Origin of the sequence: Alicyclobacillus tolerans (assembly GCF_048984885.1) — a bacterium.
GTDB lineage: Bacteria > Bacillota > Bacilli > Alicyclobacillales > Alicyclobacillaceae > Alicyclobacillus_I > Alicyclobacillus_I tolerans.
The window spans coordinates 2867499-2885882 of record NZ_JBMGNK010000002.1 but is presented as its reverse complement, the minus strand read 5'-3'; the positions used below and the strand labels follow the sequence as shown (position 1 = coordinate 2885882).

Sequence of the window (18384 nt, the reverse complement as noted above, 5' to 3'; positions counted from 1 at the left end):
CAAAGGGGCGATCCCGATTGTACCCAATCATCGCCATGACCACTTCACGACAAAGTTGGCAAGCGTCAGATAATTCCTGGCATCTGATGGGAGCTGGACTTGCAGATGACTATGCTCGCTCGGTAGAAGATGCGGGCGGAGTTCCCTGGTTGATTCCTTACTTGCGCCATCCGGAGACCATTGCATCCGTAGCTGAACGAGCTGATGCACTTATTCTGACAGGTGGCGATGATATGTCTCCCCGCTATTACGGAGAACAGCCACGTTCAGGTTTGCGTCAAGTGACACCTGAAAGAGATTATTTAGAAAGTCTTTTGTTCGCCGCTTTTCGTATGCAAAATAAGCCTATTTTAGGTATTTGTCGGGGGCTGCAAGTTATTAACGTGCTGCTTGGCGGTAATTTGTATCAAGATCTGGAACGGGAGTGGCGCGGATGCCTCCAACATGAGCAGCACGCCCCGCGTTCCCATTTTGCACATACGGTACGTATCGATCCTGAAAGCATTTTGGCGGTCAAAAGAGAACTGGGTGAAGAAATTTGGGTCAATTCCTATCACCATCAGGCCATTCATCGTCTGGCAAGTGGACTTCGCCCTATCGCCTGGGATGAAGAAGGGCTGGTGGAGGCGTTTGTTTCCTTGGATGGAAACATTCTTGCTGTACAATGGCATCCAGAAAACACAGCGCCAGATGACACTGTGTCCAGACGAATTTTTGAATGGTTAGTAGAACGAGCAGTAACGGTTGAATCTCATTCTGGTGCGTAAGTGCGAATAAATTGGATGCAGAGGTCGGCAATTTGATCTTTATCGTGATCGAGCGTAGCTACGTGGTAAGAGTGGGCTAAGGCGATACGCTGTTTTTCTGGTGAGCCGAGCATCTGCATCCAATCTTCTGCATTTTCAGCACCTACCACATGGTCTTCATTGGAGGCCAAAATCAAAGCAGGACATTGAATATCTGCCAGGATAGGACGAGTTTGGTCAATCAAGTGCGACAATTCGCGTAATGAACGGAGTGGAGTACAATCGTAAGCTAACTCTTGCACGCCTTCTGCCCGAATATCACTCCCAATAGCAGGTAAAAAACGGGGCTCACTCATTTCCAGCATCGGTTTTAATGCATCGTTGCGAATGACAGCGTTAATGAGAACCATTCCAGATGTCTCTGGATAGCGATATGCGAGATTGGCGACCAAAGTTCCGCCCATCGAGAGCCCTATAACAAAAATAGTGTCACAAACGCGAGCCAATTTTTCATAACCTTGCGAGGCAGAATCAAGCCAATCTTGATAAGTTGAGCGCTCCATGTCCTCCGGATGGGTGCCGTGTCCGGCTAATCGCGGCGCATGCACGGTAAATCCGGATTTCGCCAGTTGCTCCCCTACATAGCGCATACTATGTGTCGTGCCTGTGAATCCATGTTGCAAGAGCACACCAATAGAATCTCCGTGTAAAAAGAATGGTTCGGCACCTTGCATCAATGGATGATGCTCTTGAAATTTCATAAGTGGCATTCCCCCTCCAACAGATTTGAAAACGATTTCACAAGCTTTATTGATAGAAGTATAACGTCAAATATAGAGCTTCAACACAATTTTTTTTGCAAATGTTCCGACAAAAAACTGAAAGATGTGTAAAATGATAAAGGGGGCTAGAAGTATACTCGCGGGGTCTCTATTCAGTGGTCTGTCGAATCGAAATCAACTTGAATTGTTATTACCCATTTTATAATATAGTAATCAGATAGGATTAATATAAATTAGGGGAGGTTTCAATTCAATGAGCGATACACAAGTCACTTTGCCAAAGTTAAATGAACCAGCTCCAGATTTTGAAGCTGTGACCACACAAGGTAAATTAAAACTCAGCGATTTTCGCGGTAAATACGTGGTACTGTTTTCCCACCCTGCCGATTTTACACCCGTTTGCTCAACTGAATTTGGCTCCTTTGCTTCCCGTCAAGAAGAATTTACAGCTCGCAACGTGCAACTGATTGGACTGTCAGTAGATGGTGTGCAAGCGCACTTAGCGTGGATTAACGATATCGAAAGAATTTTTGGTCAGAAAATCAATTTCCCCGTCATTGCCGATCTCGATATGAAAGTCTCTTCTCTATACGGCATGATTCATCCCGGGGCCTCTTCCACTGCAGCTGTACGTGCGGTCTTTGTGATTGATGACAAAGGTGTATTACGAGCTATGATTTACTATCCTATGAGCGTAGGACGTAATATTTCCGAGATTTTACGTGTAGTTGATGCCTTGCAGACAAACGATAAGCACGGTGTATCCACGCCAGCCGATTGGACTCCTGGAGCGCCTGTGGTGGTTGCGCCACCAGCAACTGCTTCAGCTATTGAGTCTCAGCAAGAAGCAGAAGCAAAAGGTTTAGAGTATAAGAGTTGGTATCTGCGTACAAAAAAACTGTAAATTTATCCTGAGCAGGCTTATGAACAGAGACAAATCAGCCCCAGAGTGAACATGCTCATGGGGCCATTTTTTCGTGAGAGTGTAATTCATAGCTGCTTTTAGGGTTGGTTTAGCTTTTGATAATTTTAGCTAATTCGGTCAATTGGCTGCTTACTTTTTCTACTTCTCCTACAGCATCGGCAACACTATTAATTTCATTTGTCTGTTCATGGATAAAATGGCTGATCTCAACAATGGAAGTTGAAACTTTCTCTAATGATTCCACCATAACTTCTGAGAATTGAACAATCTGATGGCTTGAATTTTTTGTATTTTCTGACAACCTACGAATTTCACTAGCCACAACAGAAAAACCGCGTCCATGTTCACCTGCGCGTGCAGCTTCAATTGCCGCATTGAGACCGAGCATTTTGGTTTGTGTCGAGATGTCGCTAATCATTGTCGCAATACTACTAATCCGTTCCGTTGCTTGTTGAATTTGCTGGTTGTGGGTGGTCAGATGATCGGCTAATGCCTGCAGTTGCCTGGTTTGAACACGCAGTTCCTCTAATGTAGCCGTAATTTCCTGAACCATGCCAAGCATATTTTCTGAAGTGTTTTGTAAGGTTTGTTTGTTTTGGGTAGGTAAAAATATGCACATTGCACCCATGACTTCATTATTTTCTACAATAGGGACTCCTGTTCCTTGATAAGGAATACCTCCAGTTAGCGCTGGATTTCCCATACGCGTAACAATTTTTCCGGTCGTTACTGTTTCTTTGCCAATACTGCCATCTAAAAATGTTTTTCCTTGGTCGAAAACTTCAAGAAAAAAATGTTCACCAGGCAACGCGAGGATATATTTTTCCCTATCGGTCACTACGAGTTGGGCTTCAGGTATTAATGCATGAATCATGGGGGCAGCTTCTAGAATGAGTTCCAGTCGCGTCAAACCTTGTCCTTCCCTTCTGCGCAATGCCTAAATGCTGACTTTTTAAAACTTATTAAAGAAAATTCTTCCGCTCACCTCATTTCTCCTCTTTTGTAAGGCGAAAGTGCTTGATTCCAACTGTCCGTATCAGCTTGGCTTACAACAGACGTAAGATACAGCAACTTCAGAGACAAGGAGGTGCATGCCATATGAAGAGCAAATGGGTCTATCGTCGTCTGACATTTAAAGAAAAGGCTCGTCAATTGGTTGGGAAACGTGTAGTCGTCACTACAACCAACGGCACTTTCCGAGGAGTTCTTTACGCAGTTGAATACGACTATCTGACACTGCGCAGGTTTGAATACGGCAGTTATCGCAAAACCTATATTCGCATTGCTGAGATTGTTTCCCTGCGTCGCGCGCTTACTTCAAGCACAAGTTCATCCAGTCTTTCCAGTTCTAACAGCTAATTTTCCAGGTTGAAAAAAGGGCTGTCTCAAAAGTCATCGTAGATGACGGAGGGACAGCCTCTTTACATACGACACCATTCGACTTTCAGTTTCATCGAAGGTATACTTTGGCTCGAAGACCTATTGTCTGGAAATCTATGGTGAGGGTGAGAGTCGATTGGCTAGAGTCAACCTTTCGGCGGGGGTATCCTTTTTAAAATATTGTGCTACAGGTGTTGTCAATACCCTGGTATCTTATTTGGTTTTTTTGTTATTACGCCGCATAGGAGCTACGGCTGCTGTTTCCCTAGCCATAGGCTATGCCTCTGGAATGGTAACTTCTTATTTGCTCAATGCACTCTGGACATTTGCTCAACCTGTCAAGAGTGGAAGACAAGCGCTGCGGTTTTTAGTTGCTAATCTCTTTGTGTTATTGATCAGTGAAGCCTTATTGCAATGGATTATGCATCACATCACGCACGTGGCTGATGTCGCTCAAGCTATCAATCTTTTACCCACGACTTTGATTGGCTTTTATATCAATCGAAGATATGTTTTTAAGGTGAATTCGAATCGTCCATCCCGTGATGAGAAAAATGACAATCATTTTTGGCTCTTTGGTCTGATCGCGTTCTTGCTTGTGGCTGTTCAGCGAATCATAGTTTTGTTTGGAGAATGGGAAGCTGCTAAAATTCACCATCTACCTGTTTCTGCTTATCAGCTCTGGGTAAAAGGCATGATTCACTGGGATGCGAGATGGTATTTGGAGATTGCCCAATTCGGTTACCAAAATATTGCGCAAACAGCATTTTGGCCGTTTTATCCATGGGTAATACGCTGGACCCATGAATGGACAAGCCTATCCTATCCGGTAGCAGCGATTGTTGTTTCACTGGTCTCTTTTTTCTTGGCCATTTGGGTTATGTTGGTGTGGGTGAATGGTTGGTTGGGTTTCAAAGCAGCGCTTTCTGCCGCAATTTTATTCTGTTTTTATCCTACATCCTTTTATTTCGATGCAGCTTACACAGAATCATTGTTTCTTTTATTGATGTTCTTGTCTGTAGAAGCATCTCGCCGCAATCGAGTATGGTGGGCCAATATTTTTGCGTCACTGGCTACATTAACAAGAAACACGGGTGGATTAATAGGATTTATTTTGTTTTTTCAATATCTTCAAAACAAGCGAATGGATTTTCGTTTTTGGCTCCCGGTTTGGTGGAGAAAGCTGAGTTGGCAAGCTGTTGCTTTTTTGTTGCCATCCGCTAGTCTCTTGGTTTACTGCTATCATCTCAAACAGCGTTTTCACTCATGGATGCCATTCTTAAAGGCCGAAAGAAAACATTGGCATCGTCAGTTTATGTGGCCCTGGAAAGCTTTCGCACACACTTTATATCTTTATCATCACCCTCGTTTAACAGTGATGCAACATCGATATATTGCCTTTGAACTAGCAGCTTTTTTAGTCATGCTCGTTCTTTTGGTGTCAAGTCTTGGACTTTTAGCTTGGCGTCGCCGTTTTACAGAGTGGGGGGTTTTATTATACATGCTCTCCGTCTCATTCATTACGTCAAGTGAGCCTTCTATGAACATTCCAGATTACTTGGTATCACTGCCAAGATACGTCCTTATGTTGTTCCCAGGATTTGCGGCTATAGCCAAACTGCTTCGCTCCCTCGTCTTGTGTGTTTTGATTGCTGCTCTTTGCGCGATTGTTCTTGCATGGAAATCTGGTGTTTTTTTCCGTGGTATTTGGATAGCCTGATAGGCAGGGGAGGAAAGAGTCGTGTTACCGAAACAAGTTTCATCTGAATCGATATATGTAAAAACTCGACCTGCTAAACCGCTGGTATCCATTGTTCTTCCAGCCTTTAACGAAGAAGCCACCTTGCAAACTACAATCTCTCGTATCTCTGATGTCATGCAGAATTTAGACCTAACCTACGAGATAATCGTTGTCAATGACGGTTCGTCCGACCAAACCAAAACAGTGCTTGAAGATTTGGTAAAACGCCATACTGAAGTCAAAGCGATTCATTTTTCACGTAATTTTGGACATCAGATAGCAGTGACGGCTGGAGTCGATCACGCCATTGGTGACGTGGTTGTTTTGATGGATGCTGATTTGCAAGATCCTCCTGAGTTAATTGAGCAATTTTTAGAGAAATGGCGAGAAGGATACGATGTTGTTTATGCTGTTCGTCAAAAAAGAGAAGGAGAAAGTTGGTTTAAAAAAATAAGTGCCCATCTTTTTTATCGCGTACTTCGTGCTATGACTGACATTGATATCCCTATGGATACAGGTGATTTTCGTCTGATGAGTCGAGAAGTCGCATTAACCCTCTCAGCCATCCGGGAACGCCACCGCTTTATTCGCGGCATGATTGCCTGGATGGGTTTTCGACAAATTGGCGTTCCTTATGAAAGACAAGAGCGTTTTGCGGGAGAATCGAAGTATCCTTTGCGTAAGATGATCCGGTTTTCTATAGATGGTATTACTTCGTTTTCTTTCCGCCCTTTGCAGTTTGCAACACATGTCGGTGTGTTTGTCGCCTTTTGTGGTTTTCTCGGCATGCTCGCTGTCTTGTATGAAAAAATATTTACCCGCAATACGGTGCAAGGTTGGACATCACTGATGCTGGTGGTACTTTTTCTAGGTGGGATTCAGTTGATACTGCTTGGTGTGGTTGGAGAATATATTGGACGTATTTACGATGAAGTGCGTGGGCGTCCTATGTATATTGTGGAACAGAGAAGCAATCTCAATCATTCTGCACTTGAACAGGCCCAATCAATTAATAAAAATAGGGAATAAAGGAATAGGTTGATTATTCTAACATAGAGAACAGCGAATTTGCATAATTTTTGTCGATTTAGAGAAAATCATCTGATCTATTGTCTATAAAATTTGTTAAGATGTCGATGCATGCATCAGCGATTGTGAAATCGAGTTCAGAGTGTTGAGAGAGCGCTTTCTGCATGCGCGCGTAAAGTTAAATCCACCATCTTTACGCATCAATCATTATTGACAGGAGGGAAAGGAATGTCTGGTGTGGCGGTTGATACGAGAGAGCGCTGGACGAGCACAGACAGTTGGCTGTTTTGGTCATTCGGCCTCGGCATGCTACTGGAGAACTATATTTTTTCTCTCGCGCCAGTAGCTACTGGATGGGTAAAAGTACCTAAAGTGCTTGACCAACTCATGTTATCTTGGGCACCCATCTGGCTTATCATCGGAATTATCATTTTTGGTCCTATTGCCGATCGCTTTGGACGCAAGTCGACTTTTTATTTAACCATGGCTCTTTATGCGGTGGGCGGCATTATTTTGATTTTTGCTCATACGTATGTCTGGATTCTTATCGCTTTGGCTTTGCTTCTCCTTGCTTCCGGTGGTGAGATGAACACGATTATGGTTGCATCTCACGAAATGATGCCACGTTTGCATCGGAGTAAGACGATGATGATGGAATTAAACTTCATTAATCTTGGTGCTTTCTTGCTGGGTATTTTGGCAGTCATTTCATCAGCATGGAATTCATCGGAGACGTTTCAAAAATCTACAGTGGGCGTCGCTTTAATCATTGTTTTATTTGTTCTCTTTCTGGCTCGGACTCGCACACCGGAATCTATTCGCTGGCTCATGCGTCAAGGTAGAAGAGAACAAGCAGAGGCTGAAGCCATACGTTATTATGGTGAAGAACAGGGACGGATTCGCCTTGAACCCGTTCAAAAGCGAATAGAGCAGCCCTCTGATTCTATGCCTAAAAAACGTGTTTCGCTCGGTTTGCGCTTTTATGTCACGCTGACCACAGCGTTTGCCGGATCGGCCGGATTCGGCTTAATGACCTATACGCTGGCTCCCAACTTTTTTCCCAAATTGACGTCCACCATTATTTTGATAGCTGGTGCGACCGGATTTTTTTCTGGATTCTTTGGTTTGTTTGGAGACCGTTGGAGTCGCAAGAAGCTTTTACTCACAGGATATCTCGGTACGTTTATCATTACGGTTCTCATTTATTTTACCCTTGGTGCTTGGAGTAAAAGTCTGGCCTTGTTCATCATCTTGCTTGTGATTTTGAATGTGTTTGTCAACATTGGCTATTTGACAGAAGACGCGCTGAAAGGCGAGGTTTGGCCGACCCATCGTCGGGGAACATACACGGCTATTGTCCGCTTTGTGTCCATTGGTCTCTACATCCCCACTATCTATATCTCTTATGCAATCAGCCTCAAAGGCAACATGGTCATGAATATTATCATTTGGGCTATTGGCTTGACAGGCGCGCTGCTTTGGGTAGCTCGCGGTATTGAGACAGGTAAAGGTGTTTCTATTGAAGAGGCTTCTTTAGAATAAAAATTTGCGTCTGATAGTTTATTTGTAAAAAGCTATCATTGAATATGCTTTGGGACAAGGGAAAGATTGCCCTTAGTTCTGAAGCATTTTTTTGTTGATACATGTTCACGATAAAAGGTGTTCCAAACATAGGACGTTTATCTTCAGTTCGACAAAAATCACAAAACTTTTACGTCATCTTCACACAGTCTTTACAATTCCGTTTTACGATACAGATAGTCAGTCAGACCAAACATTCTGTTTGCACTCATATGAAGCGTATTTTTTGGCAATCTGGCTGATAATTAGGGGGAGGTGAAGGATTCTCGCGACGGGGTAAGCGCGGGAATCTATGAGCGAATGTCTCAAAACAACAGTTTGGTTGACGCGCTGAATGAAGCGCCGCTTGGCTTGTTTCACTTAAGAGCAGTCATTACAGCAGGGCTGGGATTTTTCACAGATGCTTACGATTTGTTTATCATTGGCGCCGCCCTTGTCCTGATTAAAAGTGAATGGCATTTAAACAGTAGCCAAGTGGGTCTTGTAGGAAGTGCTACTCTAATCGCCACATTTATTGGAGCGTTTGTCTTCGGAAGACTGGCAGATATATATGGTCGCAAGAAACTCTATGGGTTAGAAGCGGCAATTATGGGAATAGGAGCATTATTAAGCGCTTTTTCTCCAAATTTTATTTGGTTAGTTATTTTCCGTATCATTATGGGCATTGGCATAGGAGGAGATTATCCGGTCAGTGCAGTTATCATGTCGGAGTTCTCCAATACTAAAGACAGAGGAAAAACAGTCGGTCTGGTCTTTTCCATGCAAGCTTTGGGCACGATTGTTGGACCGATGGTTGCTATAACTTTAGTGGGTGCAGGAATTCAACATGATTTAGCTTGGAGAATTATGCTCGGTCTGGGAGCGATTCCGGCTTTAGCCGTTATTTATTTACGCCGTACACTTCCTGAATCACCAAGATTTGAAGCGCAGGTTAAAGGTCGTGAAGCGGAAGCGGCGAGTACCATGCGCAAATTCACCAATGGTACGGTGGATGCAAAATCGAACAGTTTAACAAAGAATGTGCAGCGTCTCACTTTCCGTCAATTTATAACCAATCCTCGTTTCCTCATCACGCTCATTGGTACGGCAGGTACATGGTTCGTATTTGACTATGCATACTATGGCAACACCATCTCCACGGGTGCCATTCTCAAACTTGTTTCTCCGCACATGTCCTTAATCCAAAATGAGGCCATCTCGCTCATGATTTTCTCAATTGCCGCAGTTCCTGGCTATGTGGTAGCCTTCCTAACTATGGATAAGATTGGTCACAAACGTCTGCAGCTCATTGGATTCTTTGTCATGGGACTGATGTTCCTCCTTATTGGAGTTATACCTGGAGTTACCAAAGATTTAATCCCATTTGTTTTGCTCTATGGGGTCAGCTACTTCTTTGCGGAATTTGGTCCGAATACAACAACTTTTGTCATGGCTGCAGAACTTTTCCCTGTTTCCCAGCGTACTACTGGACATGGTATATCAGCAGGTATTGCTAAAATTGGGGCGTTTATCGGTGTATTCATCTTCCCTGTTTTGAGCAGCCACCTAGGGCTTAACGGAACGCTTGATATCACATTTGGGTTTGCGCTGGCAGGTATTTTATTGACACTGCTCTTACCAGAACCGGCAAACAAGTCTATGGAAAGTCTCACAGATATTGGTCAACCATCATCCGTTGCCAAAACGGTCTCAACAGGAGCTTAAGTTCTGCGCTCCACTGCTCAATCTTGTCATTGTTCAAAAACGAAAATTGTCTTGGCATGAGTGGAGTGATTCGCTCGTGCTTTTTTTTCATTTGGAGAAGCCACTCAGGATGGTTACAATAGGAAGTAGTAAAGGAGTGGAGAAATTTATGGCAAAACAACGCGAAATTAAACTGGCAAGCAGACCGCAAGGCATGCCAAGTCAAGACAATTTTTTGTTTGAGACAGTTGAAATACCTGCTTTGCAAGCAGATGAGGTTCTTGTAAAGTCTCTTTATATTTCAGTTGACCCTTATATGCGTGGCAGAATGAATGAAGGAAAATCTTATGTGCCTCCCTATGCACTGGGTGAAGTTATTACAGGTGGCGTGGTAGGTCAAGTGGTGGAATCCAAGAATGACCGCTTTCAAACCGGGGATTTCGTCTTAGGTGAACTCGGCTGGCGGGAATTTAACGTAAGTAAGGGACGCTTGACGAAATTAAATCCGCAGCTAGCTCCACTTTCAGCCTTTCTCGGCGTATTAGGTATGCCTGGCTTGACAGCTTATTTCGGATTGTTGGATATTGGACAGCCTAAAGAAGGGGAAACAGTGGTTGTCTCTGGTGCTGCTGGAGCGGTAGGTATGATTGTTGGGCAGATTGCCAAATTAAAAGGATGCCGCGTAGTGGGTATTGCCGGATCGGACGAAAAAAATCAATATCTTGTTTCAGAACTTGGTTTTGACGCAACCATCAATTATAAAACATCACCTTCGATTCGTAAGGAACTAGCGGAGCTTTGTCCACAAGGAGTGGATATTTATTTTGACAATGTGGGAGGAGACATCACAGACGCGGTTTTTCTTCAATTGAATGACTTTGCTCGCGTTGCGCTCTGTGGGCAGATCGCTCTTTACAATACGGAAAAAGTTGAAGTGGGTCCGCGCATTCTGCCTATTCTCCTCGTTCGCAGAGCGTTGCTAAAAGGTTTTATTGTCAGTGATTATCAGCCTCAATACAGTGTAGCTATGCAGGAACTAGGGAAATGGCTTCAGGCAGGTCAATTGAAATATCGTGAAACCATAGTCGAAGGTTTTGAAAATATTCCTGAGGCTTTTTTAGGCCTGTTTCGCGGAGAGAATGTAGGAAAACAACTTGTTAAAGTGGCCGATCCGTTTTAAACCATGTCAGGCATTTGAAACAGATAAGTTTTCCAAACAATCCATATGAGTTCGGTGCAAATGGATGGAAAGGCGGTCATCTATCATGTGGACACGATTCTCGCTTTATCGAATTTTTGTTATCGTGAACATGAGTATCCGCTTTTCCCTGCAAATTTACTGGTTTTCCAAACGCCATCCAGAACCACGTGATGCAGCCGCGATGGAAGCGTGGGAACAATTGCTGGTGCGACAGGCCCGCGAATATCGGTCCATAGCGCTATCACTGCAGGGATTATGGATTAAAATTGGTCAATTTCTCAGTACACGTGCAGACTTGTTGCCTGATGTATTTTTGCACGAGTTGGACAATCTGGTTGATCAAGTGCCACCTGTACCTTGGCAGCAAGTCGAGAAAGTAATGCGAGAAGCTTGGCATGGCGATATCAGCAGTGTGTTAGCAGACGTGGAACACCATTCTGTCGCTTCCGCTTCTATCGGCGTTGTTTATCGTGGGAAATTGCATGATGGTACCGAGGTGGCGGTGAAGGTTCGCAGACCGGGTATTGACCGGATTATTCGTGCGGATTTTCGAGCGATTCGTATTGTCATTTTTCTTATGAAAAGATTTCGTCGTTTTCGCAAGATGGCGGATTGGTCAGCGCTCTATCGCGAACTTGTACTTGTCATTCGCGATGAACTGAACTTCCGCAAGGAAATGGAAAATGGCCAATATTTTCAAGATAAATATGCGGAACGTAAAGATATTCATATTCCACGCTACTATCCTGAGTTTACAACCCGTTCTGTGCTGGTTATGGAATGGATGGAAGGAGCGAAAGTTTCAGATCTCGATTTTCTCGAAGCGCATGGACTCAATCGTAAAGAGTTGGCAGAACGGTTGTTTAATGCTTACGCAGAACAAATTTTTTTCGGCGGCAAATTCCATGCAGATCCCCATCCGGGTAATCTGTTAGTACAGAGTGACGGAACCATTGTCTTTCTTGATTTTGGTATGGTAAGTTCATTAAGATCGGAAGATGCTGCGCACATTCGTTCTTTGGTTGAAGGCATACTTCTCAACAACATGGATCAAATTATTGACGCATTAGAAGCGTTGCGCTTTCTGTTACCTAACGCGAATCGTCGTGAATTGTCACGAGCGATTTCCGATTTGATTTCGCTTTACCAAAGGCAGAGCATAGAACGTTTTGATGAAACGGTACTGGAAGAAATTTTAGTAGATATTCAAGCTGTGATACAACGTCAGCCTATTCAATTGCCTGCAGAATTTGCGTTTTTAGGCAGGGCGCTTTCGACGTTTGTCGGTGTCTTGCATATCCTTTCGCCCGGCATTGATATTGTAGCGCTCGGTAAACCCATTGTTGAGAGCTGGATTCAAGGACGAGGCAAAGATGAGAATCAGGAAACAGGGCAAGGTATATCTTGGCTTCGACTTGCTCAAACCTATTTGGCGCCATTGACGCGATATCCTGGCCTGGTCGAAGAAGCGCTTAAAACTCCGAAAGAGCGCTTGACGTTTGAACGTTTTCAATTCCACTATTCTCTCGTCGAACGTGCTCTTGCAAGACAGATGCTGTACAGTTTTCTGCTGCTCTTCGTTTCTTTTGTGGCACTGATGCTCAGTCTCTGGTTCAAACAAAGGGTTGCAGAAATTATTGCATGCGCTATGATGGGATTGAGCCTGTTATGGCTGTTTATCGTTTGGCGAAAACAGCAAGGCTGGTTAAAAAATATTGCAGAGCGCCATTTTCCGGACAGGTAGGAGATGCGTATGAATGACAAAGAGCGCGTTCTGAAACAGGCCAAGCAGCCTCTTGGACCGGTAGAAGTGAAGGTTGAAGGCTTGGAAGATGGATATCGTCTCACATTTCGCGCCAATCCAGAAAGAATTCGTACCGACAGGCGTGTAGCAGGTTCATTTATAGCATTTTTGTCACAGGTCGATCGCGCTGGCATTCGCTTGCCGTTTTTCTTTCGCTGGTTGCTGCGTTTTTGGAAACGATATAATCAAAAATAGAGCTCAGAAAAGAATAGAGAATCATTCAATTTTAAATAAACACTCCTATTGGAAGGAGTGTTTTTTTTAGACGTACATCAGGTTGATCCAGATGCTTTATCATAGAAGCATGCTTGGAAAACCTCAATAGTTGACTATACATCAAAATATTATATAATTTTAATATGATGAACTGGAGGGAAATCGATGAAAAAATTCTTGCTGAGTTCAACTGTTCTTGTTGCTATTGGGTTGACGGGATGTGGTACACCATTGACTGCAAAATCGCAAATAGCTACCCATACAACTTCTACGATAGGCAAGAGTTCTATCACTACAGAGGCCACTCAAAATGCCTCACTAAAGACCTCTACGAGTTCAGTCAAGAAGACAAGTTTCCTTTTGCAACCTGGTGATTCCTGCTGTGGAGAAGTGTCAGCCAGCACATTTCAACAGTTTATAATGAAATTGCCCGGGGTAAAGAAAGTATCAGCAGAACATAATTTGCATATGACCGTTTGGTACGATTCAGCACAAACAAATCCAAACCAGATTGAGAGAGAAATTCTCCAGGCTTCAGGATATGTAGCAAGGGGATAATGAGGAAGGAGAATACTCATTGGAGACAGCCAACCTATGGTTTGTTTTTGTTGCAGGAATTGCAGCTGCCTTTAATCCATGTAGTATGGCGATGTTGCCGTCTTATGTGTTGTATCTTGTGGGTCATGGTGACGTTGAAAATACATCTTACGTGAAAAATGGAGTGCGTGGAGCACTTGTTGGATGGTGGATGACACTAGGTTTTCTTCTCGTTTTTGTGGTGCTTGGTCTAGGTATTACGTTAATTGGACAAGTACTGTATCAAATTATACCTTGGCTTTCTGTAGGTATTGGCGTCATTCTCGTAGGAATGGGAATAATGATGCTGGCTGGACGTGGATTCGAAGTAAACACTGCGAAATATACTGGCGGTCTCGGTAAAAGAATAAAAGTAGGGTCTGCTTGGTCGATGTTTACTTATGGCATATTCTTTGCTATAGCATCGATAGGCTGTACGTTCCCAGTATTTTTAATGCTTGTATCTCAGTCTATCATGTTTGGAAAGTTTGAACAGGGATTATCACATTTTGTCTTATATGCTCTGGGTATGGGTCTTGTGGTTGTGACGATTTCTGTTTTGGCGCTTATTTCAAAAACATATCTTGTCAAAAGACTACGCCAGATATTGCCTTGGGTCACTCGAATCAGTGCTATCATGATGATAAGCGCTGGATTATATGTTATATATGACTGGCTATTTGGCCACCATTTGATTTAAGAGAATAAAATTTGTATTGGCTCCTCTTTTATATTAAAATATTAAAATATAATTATTCAAAAAAGAAACTGAGACGATTTTTAGATTTGTGCAAGCAGGAATATAACAATGAATCATAATAGGAGGAGGATATTTTTTGGAAGATAAAAAGAATGGTTCGTGGTGGAGTGTTTTGGGCATTTTGTCTCTTTTGATTGCGCCGTTGATTTGTTGTGGGGGACCACTGATTGCTGGGATTTTGGGGGCGACAGGTGTGGGACTCTTCATTACGGGGTTCCTCAAACATTGGCTGCTTGCTGGTGTGATTGGAATCGTCCTTGTGATGGGTATCGTAATCTTTGTGAAACAACGAAATAAGCGTAAAGCGGCTTGTCACTGTGATGTCAAACTCTCCAGTCCTCTTACAAGCGCAAAGGATGCTAACTTAAGCAATCATCACAGTACGAACAAGACTTAATACGAAGCTTTTTCTTCATTCCGGTGTTTTGTTTTCCTCTTTTTAGGGCGATATATCTCAAATGTCGGGAGTGGTTATAAATGTCTGACAATAACGAATGGAGAGTTCGTTTAAAAATACGAGGCATGACTTGTACAGACTGTGAAAATCACGTCAAATCTGCCTTATTGCGTGTCGGAGCGAAAGATGTATCCGCAAATTTTCGGCGTGGAGAAGCAACTTTTCAGGTTAAAGATAAAGAGAGCCTCGAAGAGGCCAAACACGAAGTTTCCAATATAGGTTATATGCCGGGTGATGCGGAAATCTTAAATATTTCAGAGCGTGTTCCAGAAATTGCGCCGGGAAATGATGAATATGATTTGCTCATCATTGGATCGGGAGCATCAGCGTTTTCTGCAGCGATTCAAGCGGTTGGGTATGGGGCGAAAGTAGCCATGGTGGAACGTGGCACCATTGGCGGAACCTGTGTGAATATTGGTTGTGTCCCATCCAAGACGATGTTGCGAGCGGCAGAAATTCATCATATGGCTATGCATAATCCGTTTCATGGGCTAAATACGTCAACAGGTGCAGTTGATTTAGCAAAGCTGATAGTTGACAAGAATGAGCTTGTAGGGGAGCTTCGCCAGCATAAATATATTGATTTGATTGATGAATACGGGTTTAATCTCATTCAAGGGGAAGCACGGTTCGTAGATGAAAGGACCGTGGAAGTCAACGGCCGCCAAATCACAGCACGCAACTTTCTGATTTCGACTGGTGCTTCTCCTGCAGTCCCGAATATTCCTGGTCTTTACGAAGTCGATTATCTGGTAAGCACGACGGCTCTTGAACTACAGAAGCTTCCAAAGCGACTTGCTGTCATCGGATCAGGCTACATCGCCATGGAGCTGGGACAAATGTTTCACAATCTCGGTTCTGAAGTGACCTTGATGCAAAGAAGTGCCCGTGTATTGAAGTCGTACGAACCGGAAGTCTCACAGGCGATCACCGAGGCACTCACGGAGCAGGGTATGAAAATCATCACCAGTGCGACGTTTAACAGAGTCGAACAAGTCGGGGATATCAAGCGGGTTTACATTACGGTAGGTGGTCATGAGCAAGTCGTTGAGGCCGAAGCTCTGCTCATTGCAACGGGACGCAAACCGAATACGGATTCCTTAAACTTGGAGGCTGCCAAGGTGAAGTTGGGGGATCGCGGTGAAGTGATTGTGAATGAATATCTGCGTACGAGTAATCATCGGATTTATGCGGCTGGAGATGTTACGATGGGGCCACAGTTTGTGTACGTGGCTGCGTATGAAGGCATGATTGTGGCAGAAAACGCAATTACTGGTGCCGAGAAAAAAATCGACCTCCGTGTCGTCCCAGGTGTGACATTCACTAACCCATCCATTGCAACAGTCGGCTTGACTGAAGAGAAAGCAAAGACTGAAGGGTTTGACGTGATGACGTCCGTATTGCCTTTGGATGCGGTACCACGAGCTTTGGTTAATCGAGAAACGACGGGAGTGTTCAAAATCGTAGCGGATTCACAAACACGGAAGATTCTGGGTGTCCACGTGGTTGCTGAGAATGCTGGTGACGTTATCTATTCTGCTCTGTTGGCTGTGAAATTTGGACTTACCATTGATGATTTGCGGTCAACACTTGCTCCGTATCTGACAATGGCAGAAGGGTTGAAACTTGCGACACTGACATTTGATAAAAACGTATCAAAGCTTTCCTGCTGTGCAGGGTAATATAAAACCTATTTTGTAGATGCTAACCTCCGAAATTCTTTGCAAGATTCACTTTAATAAGATTAAAGTATTATAATATCTTTAGAACTTTGAGCATCAATAATTTATGCCATTCATTGAATATAAGGGGATAGTTGAAATGGCGGATACTAGCTCTCCGTATCAGGAGTCTGAAAATATATTGCAAACAGAAATATACGCAAAATTTTTTCATGGTTTGTCAAATTCAACACGACTTCGCATTGTTGAGTTGTTACTAGCTGGGGAGAAAAGTGTCAGCCAGTTGGTCGAAATGATAGGCGCCACGCAGAGCCAAGTTTCAAACCAGTTAGCTTGCTTGAAGTGGTGTGGATATGTTACTTCTCGACAAAATGGCAAGTATGTGTTGTATCGGATTTCAGATGAGCGAGTGAGTGCGATTTTAAGACTTGCCAAAGAAATTGTGGCGGATAATGCAGAACATATTCGTAGTTGTACGCGTATGTAGCTGACAGAATTGAATATAAAAATCCCATGGTCATCGAAGAGAGTCAACCTTGTTTAGTCAAGGCTTTGACTCTCTTTTGACGCTTCACTTAAAGATTGGAATCCCTTTGTAAAATCAGACTGTCTTATAAATTATATATACGGTATAATATAAATAATGGTGTGAAAAAGTTTGATTCAAGTCGAGTGATGAGGAGAAATCATATTGGAGACTATGAGAAACCCCATAACGAATATGGCAAAAGATGAAGAACCCGCTGTTTTTCACAAGTTGCCAAGTGACGATTCGGTTATCCCTCTCGCGTGGTATCCAGTGGCTTGGTCAAAAGAGTTGCGCGATCGACCTTTAAAATGTCGAATTGCTGGTATGGATCTGGTTCTTTATCGTACAAGCAAACAAAAGGCTCGTGCGCTTGAAGCGTATTGTGCACATCGGGGAGCAGATTTGTCTTTAGGGAAATGCATTGGTGATCATTTGCAATGTGCGTATCATGGATGGGAGTTTTCTGAGAAGGGTATATGCGAGAAAATCCCTGCTCATCCAGACAGGCCGATACCTGATTTTGCGCGAGTCAGAGCGTATCCGGTCGAAGAGTGTGCAGGATTGATTTGGGTATGGCCGGATGCCAATATTCCATCTCAACCTCTGCGCGTATTCCCCGAGCTTTTAGAAGCCCAGATGCATTTGGCTGCCTATGAACAAACCTGGAACGCGCATCTCACTCGTGTAGTGGAAAGCGTGCTGGATGTGGCCCATTTGGCCTTTGTGCATGAAAAGACAATTGGGCGTCGTTTGCGTCCGGAAATTCCAAAAATTCAATTTTCAGTCGAACAGCAGGACGTTATTCAAATTCAAAACGGCGGCGGTCATTTGCGATATGAATTTCCTCAACAATGGATATTGACTCCATCATCAGAGGCGCGTCGTAAGTTTATTAATTATGTTGTATTCTCTCCGATGGATGGAAAGACAACTAAAATTTTTGGTTATGCGGGAAGAAATTTTATGCAGAGTGTACCTGGGATGGATAGAATTTTTAGTCGTTATAGCTTGAAAATACTAAATGAGGATAGGGAAGTTGTGGAAAGTCAACACCCACGACCTATTCCTGAGGCTTTACGCATGGAGGCGCATGTTCCTGCAGATGCGCCGCAGATTCGGTTTCGACAGCGCTGGTTTGAGTTTTTAAGTTCAGATGAAGCCAAGTTGAACGTACAATCCTAAACCATGTCTTGATCGATTATAAATTGAAGTTGGTGATTGCGTTGCTTAGATAGTTCACTAGGAGATTCGGTTAAGAACTGGATGGATACCCTGTTCTTAACCGAATCATA

The 18384-nt window shown here is 43.5% G+C and carries 18 protein-coding genes; 16 read left to right on the top strand and 2 right to left on the bottom strand.

Annotation, left to right across the window (positions count from 1 at the left end; genetic code table 11):
• Positions 1-35 precede the first annotated feature (35 nt).
• A complete protein-coding gene (locus tag ACOJUR_RS14705) occupies positions 36-767 on the top strand; it encodes a gamma-glutamyl-gamma-aminobutyrate hydrolase family protein (RefSeq protein WP_420950410.1) in 732 nt (243 codons plus the stop codon).
• On the opposite strand, the gene ACOJUR_RS14700 is transcribed toward ACOJUR_RS14705, so the two are convergent.
• Positions 752-1507 (bottom strand): alpha/beta hydrolase, encoded by a 756-nt coding sequence (locus tag ACOJUR_RS14700; RefSeq protein WP_420950409.1) that lies wholly within the window; start codon positions 1505-1507, stop codon positions 752-754. The two genes, ACOJUR_RS14705 and ACOJUR_RS14700, sit on opposite strands and share 16 nt — an antisense overlap.
• 274 nt (positions 1508-1781) lie before the next feature.
• Here ACOJUR_RS14700 and ACOJUR_RS14695 point away from each other — a divergent pair, with 274 nt between their 5' ends.
• The gene (locus tag ACOJUR_RS14695) at positions 1782-2432 is read left to right on the top strand and encodes a peroxiredoxin (protein ID WP_072873354.1); all 651 of its coding nucleotides are present in this window, start codon (positions 1782-1784) and stop codon (positions 2430-2432) included.
• 109 nt (positions 2433-2541) lie between these two features.
• On the opposite strand, the gene ACOJUR_RS14690 is transcribed toward ACOJUR_RS14695, so the two are convergent.
• Positions 2542-3363, bottom strand: a complete 822-nt coding sequence (locus ACOJUR_RS14690; RefSeq protein WP_420950408.1) for a methyl-accepting chemotaxis protein — start codon at positions 3361-3363, stop codon at positions 2542-2544.
• 188 nt (positions 3364-3551) lie between these two features.
• Between ACOJUR_RS14690 and ACOJUR_RS14685 the strand changes: the two genes are divergently transcribed.
• The 14 genes from ACOJUR_RS14685 to ACOJUR_RS14620 all read left to right on the top strand — a co-directional run bounded on the left by ACOJUR_RS14685 (position 3552) and on the right by ACOJUR_RS14620 (position 18274).
• A complete protein-coding gene (locus ACOJUR_RS14685; RefSeq protein WP_072873356.1) occupies positions 3552-3812 on the top strand; it encodes a DUF2642 domain-containing protein in 261 nt (86 codons plus the stop codon).
• Between the two features lie 157 nt (positions 3813-3969).
• Positions 3970-5553: a GtrA family protein gene (locus ACOJUR_RS14680; RefSeq protein ID WP_420950407.1), complete on the top strand. Its 1584-nt coding sequence runs from the start codon at positions 3970-3972 to the stop codon at positions 5551-5553.
• Positions 5554-5634: 81 nt separating this feature from the next.
• Positions 5635-6603, top strand: a complete 969-nt coding sequence (locus ACOJUR_RS14675) for a glycosyltransferase family 2 protein (protein ID WP_083574074.1) — start codon at positions 5635-5637, stop codon at positions 6601-6603.
• Between the two features lie 228 nt (positions 6604-6831).
• Positions 6832-8145, top strand: coding sequence for an MFS transporter (locus ACOJUR_RS14670; RefSeq protein WP_203114714.1), 1314 nt, complete (start codon positions 6832-6834; stop codon positions 8143-8145).
• A gap of 294 nt (positions 8146-8439) precedes the next feature.
• On the top strand, positions 8440-9888 hold the full coding sequence (locus tag ACOJUR_RS14665) for an MFS transporter (protein WP_306953574.1): 1449 nt from the start codon (positions 8440-8442) through the stop codon (positions 9886-9888).
• 148 nt (positions 9889-10036) lie between these two features.
• Positions 10037-11047, top strand: a complete 1011-nt coding sequence (locus tag ACOJUR_RS14660; RefSeq protein WP_072875082.1) for an NADP-dependent oxidoreductase — start codon at positions 10037-10039, stop codon at positions 11045-11047.
• A gap of 85 nt (positions 11048-11132) precedes the next feature.
• Positions 11133-12812: an ABC1 kinase family protein gene (locus tag ACOJUR_RS14655; protein WP_306953571.1), complete on the top strand. Its 1680-nt coding sequence runs from the start codon at positions 11133-11135 to the stop codon at positions 12810-12812.
• Between the two features lie 9 nt (positions 12813-12821).
• Positions 12822-13067, top strand: a complete 246-nt coding sequence (locus ACOJUR_RS14650; protein WP_072875080.1) for a hypothetical protein — start codon at positions 12822-12824, stop codon at positions 13065-13067.
• A gap of 186 nt (positions 13068-13253) precedes the next feature.
• Entirely contained in the window at positions 13254-13646 is a 393-nt protein-coding gene (locus ACOJUR_RS14645; RefSeq protein ID WP_420950406.1) for a hypothetical protein, read from the top strand.
• 19 nt (positions 13647-13665) lie between these two features.
• Positions 13666-14364: a cytochrome c biogenesis CcdA family protein gene (locus ACOJUR_RS14640; protein ID WP_420950405.1), complete on the top strand. Its 699-nt coding sequence runs from the start codon at positions 13666-13668 to the stop codon at positions 14362-14364.
• A 136-nt stretch (positions 14365-14500) separates the two neighbouring features.
• Positions 14501-14821, top strand: coding sequence for a hypothetical protein (locus ACOJUR_RS14635; protein ID WP_420950404.1), 321 nt, complete (start codon positions 14501-14503; stop codon positions 14819-14821).
• An 80-nt stretch (positions 14822-14901) separates the two neighbouring features.
• Positions 14902-16563, top strand: a complete 1662-nt coding sequence (merA, locus tag ACOJUR_RS14630; RefSeq protein WP_420950403.1) for a mercury(II) reductase — start codon at positions 14902-14904, stop codon at positions 16561-16563.
• Between the two features lie 139 nt (positions 16564-16702).
• Positions 16703-17050, top strand: a complete 348-nt coding sequence (locus ACOJUR_RS14625) for an ArsR/SmtB family transcription factor (RefSeq protein WP_203114707.1) — start codon at positions 16703-16705, stop codon at positions 17048-17050.
• Between the two features lie 213 nt (positions 17051-17263).
• On the top strand, positions 17264-18274 hold the full coding sequence (locus tag ACOJUR_RS14620; protein ID WP_420950561.1) for a Rieske 2Fe-2S domain-containing protein: 1011 nt from the start codon (positions 17264-17266) through the stop codon (positions 18272-18274).
• Positions 18275-18384 lie beyond the last annotated feature (110 nt).